Origin of the sequence: Porphyrobacter sp. AAP60 (genome assembly GCF_001296025.1) — a bacterium.
GTDB lineage: Bacteria > Pseudomonadota > Alphaproteobacteria > Sphingomonadales > Sphingomonadaceae > Erythrobacter.
The window spans coordinates 267,801-279,985 of sequence record NZ_LJHV01000008.1 but is presented as its reverse complement, the minus strand read 5'-3'; the positions used below and the strand labels follow the sequence as shown (position 1 = coordinate 279,985).

Sequence of the window (12,185 nt, the reverse complement as noted above, 5' to 3'; positions counted from 1 at the left end):
GGCAATGATCACTTTTGGCAAAAGCAAATGGACCACGTGCAAAGGGGCAGGCCATTGCTGGCCCGCCCCTCCATATTCCCGTTGTTGCAGCCGGTCAGAACCGGAAGCTGACTTCCGCAAACACCTGACGCCCACGGTTCTGGGTGAGGATGAGGTCATCTCCCCCCGGCGGCAGGAACGGACGCCCGCCCGATGTGATCACGAAGATCTTGTCGGTCAGATTGGTCGCCACCAGCGACAGCTTCCAGTTGCCATCGGGGTGACCGACAGAAACGTTGGTGTCCAGCGTCCAGAAGCTGGGCTGCTCATAGTCGTCGAACGAGGTTTCATCAGTGATGTAGCCATCATTGTAGGCAGCGTTGCCCGACATGAACAGTTCGAGAGTGTCACTGAGCGGCACTGTCCAATCTACCGCAATATTGCCCGACCATTCCGGAGCCTGGCTGCCGCGCCGGCCCTTGAGGTTGATCAGCCCGCCCTGACCGCCCGGCTGGAAGAAGTCATCGGTGTACTTGGCATCGAGGTATGACAGGTTGGACGATATCCGCAGCCCGTCAACCGGCGTGCGCCAACCGGCTTCGATGTCAACGCCCTTGGTGGTCAGTTCGCCTGCATTGCTGGTGACGAACTGGATTGTCTGGGCATTGAAGTTCTGCACCTGCAGATTCTTGAACACGTACTGGTAAGCGGTCGCGTTGAAGGTGACGGTGCGATCCGCAAATTGTGATTTAAGCCCGATTTCCCCGCCGATGGCTTCTTCCGACTGGAAGATCAGCGAGCTGAAATCGCCGCTGGTCGCAGCCTGGCTGAGGCTGTTGGACGGCAGCGCCGAGTTATCGATCCCGCCTGATTTGAAGCCGGTCTTGAACGAGGCGAAGATGTTGATGTCGTCGCTGGCCTGATATTTCAGGGTCGCTTCGGGCGAGAAATTGTCATCCTTGAAGGGGATCGGGCCGGAGAAGAAGCCCGGCTGCACGAAGCCCGGCCCTTGCAGGAAGGTGTGAACGTAAGGCACCGCAATCGTCTGCACCTTGGTTTCATCGGTCCAGCGTACCCCGCCCGAAAGTTCGAGCTGATCGGTCAGGTCGATGATCACGCTGCCGAAGAATGACAGGGCTTCGGTCTTGGTAAGATGGGTCTTGTCCCAGTCATAAGTGAAGCCGGTGGCCGGATCGGGGCCGAGGAACGAGATGTTGACGCCCTGTTGCGAGGTATCAAAGGTAATGGTGCGGTCCTCGTAGAACGCGCCCAGCATGAAGTTGAAGGCACCGTCGAAGTCCGAGGCAAGCCGCACTTCCTGGGTATATTGTTCCAGCTTGTTGATCGGATCGGACGACCCTGCACCGCCCGGCAGGCGGGTGCCGTTGGGGCCGGGGATGAACCCGCCATAGGAATAGGGCTCGAAATCGACCGCATCCATGCTGACCAAGCCCGAGACCGAGGTGAGGCTAAGCGTGTCGGACAGGTCGAGTTCGAATTGCAGGCGGCCGAACCAGATGTCGGTTTCGCCAAAGGGCACGCCGTTGCGACCCGCCGCCTTTGACGGCGTTGGCACACCGCCCGCCAGCGGCCCTGCAGAATCTGTGGTGTAATAGCGCTGGTCAAAGGCGTTACAATCGTAACCCGCCGGAAGATTGACTGCGCCGCCCAGCAGGAAAATCGAATCCGCCACGCCATTGGCACCGCAGAACACTTCGCCGGTGCCCAGCGCGCCGTCGTTTTCGTGCTTGGTATATTGCAGTTTGAAGTTGGACCGGAACCTGTCCGACGGCTGCCAATCTAGCGTCAGGCGGCCGATGAAATCGGTCAGCCCGCGCTTCTGGTTCACCGCAGGCGTGTTGTCCTGCATCAGCATGAATTCGTCGATATCATTGAACTGCGCGGCCACGCGGATGCCGAGCGTATCGCTGAGCGGGCCGGAAATATAGCCGCTGACGAGGTAGCCCTTTTCCTCGAATTCATAGGACCCGCGCATCCCCACTTCCCAGTTCGGGGTCGGGTTGGCAGAGCGCAGTGACAGCACGCCTGCCGTGGCCGATTTGCCGAAGAACAGCGATTGCGGGCCGCGCAGCACGTCGACCTGTTCGACATCGAAGAAACCGGCCTGCACCATCCGCATGGTCGACACGACGACGCCGTCATATTCGAACGCCACGGCAGAATCGAACGCCGCCGAAATGTTCGACGAACCCACGCCGCGCAAGCTGAGCTGGCCGCCCGAACCCGAACCGCCGACCTGCACGTTCAATGTCGGCACGCGGCTGGTAATGTCGGCCACCTGATCGATGTTATAGCGTTGCAGCGTTTCGCCGCCGATGGCGGTGACGGTGACCGGCACTTCCTGCAGGGTTTCATTCTGGCGGCGCGCCTGCACCACGATTACGCGGTCTTCGGGGGCCTGTTCGGCGCCTTCGGTATCCTGCGCAAAGGCGACGCCTGGCATTGCTGCCATGCCGCTGAAGGCAGCGCCGCACAGCAGCGCGCGCCGGAATCCGCCTGAGCGGGCAAGGCATGCAATTCGAGCATGAAGCATAGTCATGGTCCTCTCTCCCCATCGGACCGCGGCTCTCCCGCGTGCCCTGTTTTCCCAACCTCCGGGGCGTGTCTCCTTCACGCCTTTCGGTATGTGGTGCAGGTGTATGATCCCCCGCCGCGCGCACCATCCGCAAAAGCGATAGTGACTTGCACAAACTGCGACAAAAACGTCACATGGCTCCTTAAAGCACGATGCCGTAACGTCACTCTGCCGCTTGTCGTGCGTTTGATGCATCACGTTCCATCTGCGCGTCGCGCGGATCATGCGGCCACACCCACTCCGGCCCGATCACCGGATCGACCCTGAGTTCCGGCGGTACGCTGGCTTCCCCGATCATCGCATCGAGGCTTTGGTGGAACGAATAAATCCGCGCTTCCTGATAGGACAGCGGCACAGACCGGAACGCCGATCCCAGCATCGATTGCTGGATTGCTTCGCCGAACTGGGTGTCTTCCAGAATGATCGGGCTCATCTGCCGTCCGTTCGGCTGGCTGGTGTCGGCGACCGTCCACAGATCGGGCGCGGGCTCGTCTCCCCAGTCGGGCGCCATCGTCACCAGTTCTATCCGCGTCGTCGTCAGCGAAGTCGGCCAGAACACTAGCGGCGGCACGAAATAGTTCGACAGCGGCGAAACCCAGTTGGGAAACAGCGTATAACTTTGGGTGCAGGTGCGCCCCAATTCGCCGACGGTCTCGATCTGCTGCCAGCCAGGCGGGCTTTCGATTGCGCGCACGTGCTCGCGGTCGGTCGTGCGCGGCGGCGGGGCGAGCATCCGGGCGTGGCCATTGGGGTACATGGTGTTGAGATTGCGCTGGCTATCCACCAGCGGGGCGACGGTGTCGGGGTGGATAAAGGGCACATGGTAGACCTCCATGTTGGCCTCCATCGCTACCTTCCAGTTGCATTGCAGATCGAAGGTGTGCCGCGCCGCCAGCCGGATGCGGTCAAACGCGAACTCTTCCCACTCGCGCGCGATGGGGCCGAGCCAGTCGAGCAGCGGCATCGCCGCCATGTCGAAATTGACGTAGATCACCTTGCCGAACAGCTCGCAGCGCACCGGCAGCAGGCCGCGGCAGCCCATATCGAAACCGGCGGGGAAATCGCGCCTTTCCGGCACACCCACCAGCCTGCCGTCGGTCTTGTAAGTCCAGTTGTGATAGCCGCACATCAGGCGCGATGATTTGCCGCGATCCTCGGTCACCACCGGCGCGCCGCGATGGCGGCAGGTGTTGTGGAACGCCCGCACCACCCCGTCCATGCCATGCACGATCACGATCGGATCTCCGGCATTGTGCCAGCGCATGTAGCAGCCGGGTTCGGGAATCTCGTCCATATGTCCGGCAAACAGCCAGCTTTTGCGGAACACATGCGCCTGTTCGAGCGCAAAATATTCGGGCGAGGTGTATCGCCCGGCGGGCATGTCGGGCAGCGCGGGGAAACCTTCGGGCGGGGCGGTGCGCGTGCCTTCCCAATCCATCAGCGCCTTCAACCGCGCGATTTCGCTTGCGTCCATCATGCTCGCCGCTTCCTCCTGGTGCGAGGATACATCGCGCGATGCTGCAAGCGGCCTCGCGCTTTCGACAGTGGCACGCGCCAACCCGCCGCCTAGGCTGGCCGGACAAGACAAGGCTTTTGGGAGAGAGCACCATGAATCTGGGAGCGTCAGGCAGGGTCGCGGGCAAGATTGCGCTCGTCACGGGCGGGGCAATGGGGCTGGGCAAGGCCGATTGCGAGGCGCTGGCGCGCGAAGGGGCCAAGGTGATCGTCACAGACCGCGATGCCGAACTCGCCCATCAGGTGGCAGACAGCATCGGCGGCGATGCGCTGGCGCTCGACGTGACCGACGAAGACCAATGGGCCGAGGTGATGCGCGCTGTGCAGGAACGCCACGGCGGGCTTGATATCCTCGTCAACAATGCCGGCAATGTGATCTTCGAAAGCATCGAGGAATGTTCGACCGCGCATTTCCGCCTGCATCTCGATATTCACGTGGTCGGCACCTTCTTCGGCTGCAAATATGCCCTGCCGCTGATGAAGCACCGGCACGAGACAATCGGCGGGGGCGGATCATCCATCATCAACATGGCTTCGACCGCGGCGCTGATGGGTTACGGCAATATCCCGGCCTACACTGCGTCCAAGGCCGCGATCGCCGGAATGACCCGCAGCCTTGCGGTCGATTTTCAGGACAAGGGTTACGGCGTCCGCGTCAATGCGTTGGCGCCTGGTGGGATCGAAACCCCGATGGTGATGGGCATTTCGGGCCGCGGCGGGGAAAAGCCGATGGATATCCCCGAAGGCCCGCTCGCTGCCGATGCGCTGGGGCACCCCCGTGATGTGGCGGGCTGCGTGCTGTTCCTTGCCAGTGACGAAGCCCGGTTTCTCAACGGCCTGACGATACCGGTGGACAATGGCCTCTACGCCCGCCCCCATCACTGAGGCCCCCGCGCCGGGCGCCTACCGCTGGTACGTGCTGGGGCTGCTGACACTCACCAGCGCGTTCAGCGTAGCTGACCGGCTGGTGTTCGGCATTCTGGTCGAGGACATCAAGGCCGAGTTCGACCTTTCGGATTTCGAGCTTGGGCTGCTGGGCGGGCTGGCCTTCAGCCTCGTCTATGTGTTGGCCGGATTCCCCGCAGCGCGGCTCGCCGACCGGTCGACCCGCAAGAATATCGTTGCGGCGGCGATCGGGTTCTGGAGCCTGATGACCGCTGCTTGCGGGCTGGCGACAGGGTTCTGGACGCTGTTTGCTGCCCGCACCGGGGTGGGCGTGGGGGAGGGTTGTTCCGGCCCTTCATCGCAAAGCCTTGTCGCAGATTACTTTTCCCGCGCCGAACTGGCCAAGGCCATGGGGTTCCTGACCATCGGCGCGAGCATGGGGACGGCGGGCGGCCTCATCATCGGCGGGCAGCTGGCGGAGATATTCAACTGGCGCTGGGCGTTTGTGCTGATGGGCCTGCCGGGCCTGCTGCTGGGCGCGGTGATCTATTTCACCGTGCGCGAGCCCTTGCGCGGGCGCTATGCTCCCGTCGGCACGGATATGGCGCAATTGCCCTTGGGGCAGACGATCCGCAGCCTGCTGACCAACCGCGTGTTCATGGGGCTGGCAATGGGCTGGGCGGTGCAGATCATGATCGGCTATGGCCTCGCCTTCTGGATGGCGGCGGTGATGCTGCGGCAATTCCCGATCTCGACCGGGGATGTGGGCCTGTATCTCGGATTCACCTTTTTTCTGGGCGGGATACCGGGGCCGATCCTTGGCGGATATATCACCCACTGGCTGTGCCTGCGCGATGAACGCTGGCGGGCGTGGTTGCCGGGGGTGGTGAGCCTCGGCTGCGTGGTGCCATTGGGGATGAGCCTGACGTCGAGCGGCTTTGGTGCCTTTCTCGGCTGGTTCGGGCTGGCCTATGCGATCTATGTCGCCAGTCAGGCGGGGATCCTTTCGGGCATCCAGGCAGCGGTGGAGCCTGCGAGCCGGGGGTTCGCGGTGGCGATTGCGCTGTTCTTCAACAACCTCATCGGCCAGATGCTGGGCCTCGGCGTTATCGGCGCGCTGAGCGATGGGCTTGGCCCGACGCAAGGGACAAGCGCGCTGGCGATAGCGGTGTTCGGGGTGTGCCTTGTCGCAGGGGTGGCATCACTGGCGATTTTCCTGTGGACCGCCGCGCAGATGGGGCCAAGCGGCTATCTGGCGAAGATGCGCGGGGGCTAAACTCCCCTTCAGCGCGGGCTGGCACGGGGCTGCTGGCTGATTTTTTCCCCATTGAAGCGCGATCGGGGAGAGTGACCGGCCAATTTGTGTATGATGCCGCATATGAAAAATCTTGCAGCGATCTGGTTCGGCATTCCCCTGTGGCAGCGTATTCTCGGCGCACTGGCGCTCGGCGCTCTTGCTGGCTGGCTTTTGGGCCCGGCGGCTGCGCAATTGCAGTGGATCGGCGATCTGTTCATCCGCATGATCCGTATGCTGATCGTGCCGCTGGTGTTCGTGACGCTGGTTTCCGGCGTGGCGTCGATGGCGGCGCCTGCCAAGCTTGGCTCGATCGGGCTGAGAGCGATGGCGCTCTATATGGCGACGACTTTTGTTGCGATCCTGTTCGGGCTGGCAGGCGCGCTGATCCTGCAACCAGGACGCGGAGTCACACTCGACGGCGGGTCTTCAGCCGATGCGCTGGCTGCACCCGTGCCGCTGGGCGAACGCCTCATGGGCATCGTGCCCGAGAACGTCTTTGCCGCATTTGCCGCGGGCGACATCCTTGCGATCATATTTTTCGGCGTGCTGCTGGGTGCGGGGTTGCTGATGGCCGGCGAGGCGGGCAGGCCGCTCACCCGCCTGTTCGCTGCCGGTTCGGAAGTGATGCTCAAGGTCACGCATATCGTGATGGAGGTTGCGCCGATCGGCGTGTTCGCGCTGGTCGCATCGGTTATGGGGAGCGAGGGCGTCTCGGCTTTCGTCACGGTGTTTGCGCTGGTGCTGGTCATCTATCTGGGCGGCGCTGCCCACATGGCTTTGGTGCATGGCGGGATGGTGCGGTTGTTTGCTGGTCGTTCACCGCTCGCTTTCTTTGCCGTCGCGCGTGCGCCGCAGTTGCTGGCATTCTCGACCAGTTCGAGCGCCGCGACCCTTCCCCTGACTCTTTCCGCAGCCAAGGAAGGTCTGCATATCCGCCCTGCCGTCGCATCCTCGGTCATCCCGCTGGGGGCCACGATCAACATGGACGGCACGGCCCTGTATGTGGCGGCAGTGGCCGTTTTTGCCGCGCAGATTTTCGGCGTGCCGCTCGGCGTCGGCGATTATGCCACGATCGCGCTCACCACAGTGCTGGTGTCGATCGGCACGGCATCGGTGCCTTCGGCATCGCTGTTCCTGATGGCAGCAGTTCTCGATGTCATCGGCATCACGCCCGAACAGACTGCGCTTGTGATCGCCTTTCTGCTGCCGTTTGACCGCATTCTCGACATGTGGCGCACAGTCATCAACGTCACCGGCGATCTTGCGGTGGCTACCAGCGTTGCAGCGATGGAGGGTGAACTGGACGAGGCACCACAGTCTGCAGAGGCACCGCAGGTGTGACTGCACAATTGTCCGGGATAATCGAAACAGGCGCCACTTGCGGCGAACCGGCGTCTAACGGACAGCAAGGTCAGCAATGGGCTGCCCTGCACGCCAACCTCAGACGAATTTCAGGATTTCGCTGGCCACAAGATCAGGCGCCGAACAATGCACAGCCTGGCCCGCATTTTCAAAAATCGAGTAAGTGCAAAAACCCTCTCTCGCGAATTGATCGACTTGTTCAACGCTGAAAATGGGGTCCAGTCGCCCTGACAGAAAGTGCAGCGGGCAGGCCGGGCGCAGCGATTTACGAAAATCGTGATGCACAAGCGCCAGATCCTTGGCGAAAGCCTTGCCGTCCTGTGCCAGAACCATCGATGCCGACGCCATCACCAGCGCAAAATTTGCAGGATCGAACACCGCCTTAATATCAGCCGGGGATCCTGCATACATGCGCTGAAGGGCAAATTCGGCGCCGGATTTGCGGGCCAGGTGGAACCCGGCGGCCACCACCACATTCAGCGCCTTGGGTGCATCGCGTGCCAGCGAAAACACAGTGCGCTGGATCGGCGGCAAGCGGCGCATCCCGGCGGAATCCATGGGAATGCTCGAACCGATCCCAAGCAGGCGGGCAAACCGGTCCGGCTTGCGCGCGGCGGCTTCGATCAGGGGCACGATCCCGTTCACCAGTCCGATGCCGGTGCAACCTTGCAGACCCAGATGCTCGGCAAGGGTGACAATGGCGTGCGCGCCGTCATCCAGCGCGGTCCCGTCACCCATATCCGAATTGCCGAAGCCGGGACGACAGATCGTGAAGAGCTGGATATTCGCCGCGTGGATCGCTTCCTGGATGGCGGGTGCCAGCACATAACCTGTCAGCGGACCGTGGCATAGCAATGCCGGGCGGCCCCCTTCCTTGCCCATCCAGCTATAGGCAATCGCCCGGCCTGCATCATCGAAGCATAAGCGCTCGCGGCCCAAGGGATCACGCCAGCGCGCCTGGGGCGATGGAGCGCCGGTGTGATTGGCGCAAACCAGAGCAATCAGCCGGATCAGTTCGACCTGGCCAGTGGCCTGGGTCTTGTCAAAAATGCACTGCAACTGGGTGCGCACCGTGCGAATACTGGTGCCGCGGTCCGCCGCGATCCGCGCCGGATCGGGATCATTGTACAAGGCTTCTGCGACAGCGGCTTCGGCTTCGGTCAACCCGAATGCCTCGCGCAGCAAGCGCCCGACACGCGGGTTCCACGGGGCAGTCATCACGCGGATCACGATCATCACGCCGGGCCCCGTTTCCGGGCTAATCAGTTCGGCTTCGGCAAGATCGGAAATGCCGCGTTCACGGGGGATCTTCAGCAAGGCCAGCGCGCGATTGCCGCCAAGCCGTGCCGACCGGCGCAAGGCATGAAGCTCGCCCAGACTGTCGGGATCGATCCAGTCCAGATCGGTCTTGCGCCCCACTGCCAGATTGAAGCGATCTGCCGCTGCTGCGTTGATGGCAATCACCTGATCGGAAAGGCTCATCACCAGCGCCGGCGCATCAAGATCGGCGACATGGGCTTCAATGCTGTTCTTGCCTGTTTGCGGCGCAGGCAGGCGCGCAAAAATGGCGGCAACGGCCTCGCTCGTCCGTTCAAGCGCGCCGTTTTCCAGCGGTGTGGATTTGGAGCGTTCAAACCCGAGGATGCGCTGGCGCCAGGCTTCGACCAGCGCATCGAAGGCCTGCGGTTCTGCCAGCACCCGATAGGATGCCTCGACGATTTCAAGCTCATCGTCCGAAAGATTGGGTGGCAGCTCCGGCTGCCCGTCCGGTTGGGGCGGCTGCTTGCCGCCCGGCCCCTGATATGAACGCATGCACCGCCCCTGCGCCGAGGATGTCGACGCAAGCAGCCTACATAATTTCTCTGACCAAGCCAGTCTGCAAATGTCCTTGGGTTGGAAGCAGGAGGCAATCAGGCGCTAGATCAGCTCGATCCCCCCAAAGGCATCATAGATCCGCTTCGGCTTGCGCGAATTGTTCGTCCAATCATCGATGAGGAAGCTCAAATGGCCGGGCATCCGGCTTGGGTTTGTTGATTTGCCTTAAGATTTCATCTCCCGCCGGGTCATCAGTCATTTGACCTATGCGCGGAAAATCTGTCGCGCTTATCGAATCGGAGACGCCCGCCGGGGGCGACAGGCAGCACACCCCGCTGCGACCGATCTGATGCGTGGAGTAGATGATGCGAAGGAAAGTCTTGGCCGTGGTTGCACTGGTGTGCGCCAGCTTGGGAGGCGCGGCGCTGGCGCAACAGATCGGCATGCTGCAGAGCGGCTATGTGCAGGAAGGCAATCTGCTGCGCCCCGGCAACATCATCGAAACGATCACGATGAGCAATCCCGGGCAGAATGCCGACACCTGCCGAAAGGCCTGCGACGCCAATAGCGAATGCGGAGCCTTCAGCTACACCCAGACTGCGCCCAACAGAAAGCCGGTCTGTCATTTGCGGCTGATCGCTCTGCCCGGCGGTGCGCGCCGCGATCATGGCTATGCGCAGGTAGTATCGGGCACGAGGATTTCCTACGTCAAGGATGTCCACAAGATCACGCTTTACGGCAATACCAGCCTGACCGGAGCAGCCCTGCTGCGCAATGTGCCTTCGCGTGCGAATGATCCGGTCGAATGTTCCGACCTGTGTTCGCGCGATGCCGGTTGTCAGGCGTTTACCTATAACCCGCCGCGCAGGACGGCTGGCCGCGCGGCCGAGGCGATGTGCACCCTGCACAAGACGGCGGGCAAGCAGACGCCGCAGGCCGGTGCGCTGTCAGGGGTGAAGTCCGGCGCGCTGGCGGCGCCGGCGCGTCCACGCGCCGCCGTGCCGCCTGCTGCCCGCGATGCTGTTCCCGCGCGCGATCTGCCCGCGCAGCGCGCTACTGGTGCGCGCCCGGCGATCAAGCCGCCTGTCGCCCCGCCTCCCGGCAATACTCCGGCACCGCAGACGGGCGGAACCGAATTTCCCGGCGAAATGAACTTCCCGGGCGAAATGACCTCTCCCGGCGAAAAGGATCCTTCGCGGGAAAAGTGAGCAGGCATCCCCGCTGCAACAGCGCCTCACAGCCGGGTTTTGGCGAGCACATTCACAAAGGGAATATCATCATGCGTAGTATCTTGAGCGCCATAGTCATGGCTGCGCTGGCCTTTGTCGCATTCGCCGCAGCAGGCAGCGCGCAAGCCCAAGACGCAAGCTGGACCGGCACGTGGAACAGCCAGCACGGCGAATTGCGGCTGATCCAGGAAGGCAGCCGGGTTTACGGCGACTATGCCGAGCGGGGCTATTTCGAGGGCCGGGTTTCCCAGGATGGCACGCGCCTGCGCGGCACGTTCCAGTACAATTCCCCCCGCACCAGCAATGGTTACATCGAATTCAGGCGGAGCGGCAGCAGCTTCACCGGCGGGTGGAACTGGGCGCGCAGCGGCCCGGTCGATGCGTCCAAGGGCAATTGGAAAGGCAGCCTGAAAAGCGCGGCCTTACCGCAGCTCCGCTACGCTGTGGGCCGCGATGAACACTGGGCGGATTTCTGGACAGACGCCGGCAGCGCGGCGCACGACTGGTCGTTTGCCGGTGTTCCCGCAGAAGAAGACGGCAGCTTTGCGATGGAGGATTTCGGCGAGGAGAGTGCCGAATATCAAGCCGAAGACCGCCAGTTCACATATGTCGACGGCGCCGACGCAGGCGATGACACGGACGATGGCTACGACACCGGCAGCTACGACGATGGAGCCTACACCGATATTGCCGCTCCCGGTGGCCCGTGGATGGGCACATTCTCGACCAATCACGGCGATATCCGCCTGATCCAGATCGGGAACCGGGTGTTCGGCGATTATGCCGCGCGCGGGTTCTTCGAAGGCTGCGTGCACAATAGCGGCCAGACTTTGCGGGGCACATTCCAGTACCTCAGCCCGCGCAGCAAGCATGGCTTCATCGAGTTCCGGCTGAACGATGATCTCTTCGAAGGGCAGTGGACCTGGACCAGCAGCGGCCTGCCACGCGCAGGCAGCGCCATCAACTGGCGCGGCACCCGCAAGGCAAGCGATGCACCGACGCTGACCTCCGTCGATCAGGACGGAACCCACTTTGCCGATATGTGGAACGCGATCGGTGTCAGCCAGCGTGCTTGGGTTCTGGGTCAGCAAGGCTCGGATCAATGCGCCGCGTCAGGTCTGTGATGATTTGCGCAGTGTTGAGCGACATCGGGAAGTCAATGATGAACGGATACCTTCAACCCACTGCCGCTGTTGTCTGCGTTGCGACTGCGATCATCGCCACCCCGCCATGACGCAGGCGCCACGGATCGGAGATCGAGCGGGACGCAGGAGAATGCGCCAGCAGCAACGGGGCGCCCGGCTGTTAGGAACTCCAGTCCTTCGCCCAATCGCTCGGGCCTCATCAACAATGCACCAGAGAAGTATCGCAAAATGGATAGAGAACTTCGCGCCTGTGAATGCACTTTCGTCGAAATTCTCAAAATTGGTCGACTACCCAGTTGGTTTCATTCTGATTTTAATTTGATTGGATTTGCGTAGCCAAACGTACAGCGAAGGTAATTCAC

The 12,185-nt window shown here is 62.3% G+C and carries 8 protein-coding genes; 5 read left to right on the top strand and 3 right to left on the bottom strand.

What is annotated here, in order from left to right:
* Positions 1-94: 94 nt before the first annotated feature.
* Together IP79_RS07235 and IP79_RS07230 are read right to left on the bottom strand one after the other, a co-directional pair.
* Positions 95-2,539 (bottom strand): TonB-dependent receptor, encoded by a 2,445-nt coding sequence (locus IP79_RS07235; protein ID WP_197273773.1) that lies wholly within the window; start codon positions 2,537-2,539, stop codon positions 95-97.
* Between the two features lie 199 nt (positions 2,540-2,738).
* Complete coding sequence (locus IP79_RS07230) at positions 2,739-4,052, bottom strand: aromatic ring-hydroxylating oxygenase subunit alpha (RefSeq protein WP_233994116.1); 1,314 nt, start codon at positions 4,050-4,052, stop codon at positions 2,739-2,741.
* 131 nt (positions 4,053-4,183) lie between these two features.
* Here IP79_RS07230 and IP79_RS07225 point away from each other — a divergent pair, with 131 nt between their 5' ends.
* From IP79_RS07225 to IP79_RS07215, 3 genes are all read left to right on the top strand, one after another.
* Positions 4,184-4,975: an SDR family NAD(P)-dependent oxidoreductase gene (locus IP79_RS07225; protein ID WP_054118585.1), complete on the top strand. Its 792-nt coding sequence runs from the start codon at positions 4,184-4,186 to the stop codon at positions 4,973-4,975.
* Complete coding sequence (locus IP79_RS07220) at positions 4,947-6,251, top strand: MFS transporter (RefSeq protein WP_054118584.1); 1,305 nt, start codon at positions 4,947-4,949, stop codon at positions 6,249-6,251. Before IP79_RS07225 ends, IP79_RS07220 begins: the two co-directional genes overlap by 29 nt.
* A gap of 102 nt (positions 6,252-6,353) precedes the next feature.
* A complete protein-coding gene (locus IP79_RS07215) occupies positions 6,354-7,613 on the top strand; it encodes a dicarboxylate/amino acid:cation symporter (RefSeq protein ID WP_054118974.1) in 1,260 nt (419 codons plus the stop codon).
* A gap of 99 nt (positions 7,614-7,712) precedes the next feature.
* On the opposite strand, the gene IP79_RS07210 is transcribed toward IP79_RS07215, so the two are convergent.
* Positions 7,713-9,446, bottom strand: a complete 1,734-nt coding sequence (locus IP79_RS07210) for an alpha/beta fold hydrolase (RefSeq protein ID WP_054118583.1) — start codon at positions 9,444-9,446, stop codon at positions 7,713-7,715.
* A 389-nt stretch (positions 9,447-9,835) separates the two neighbouring features.
* On the opposite strand from IP79_RS07210, the gene IP79_RS07205 reads away from it, so the two are divergent.
* Together IP79_RS07205 and IP79_RS07200 are read left to right on the top strand one after the other, a co-directional pair.
* Entirely contained in the window at positions 9,836-10,657 is an 822-nt protein-coding gene (locus tag IP79_RS07205; RefSeq protein ID WP_233994150.1) for a PAN domain-containing protein, read from the top strand.
* A gap of 71 nt (positions 10,658-10,728) precedes the next feature.
* Complete coding sequence (locus tag IP79_RS07200) at positions 10,729-11,802, top strand: hypothetical protein (protein WP_156318174.1); 1,074 nt, start codon at positions 10,729-10,731, stop codon at positions 11,800-11,802.
* The last annotated feature ends 383 nt before the right edge of the window (positions 11,803-12,185 follow it).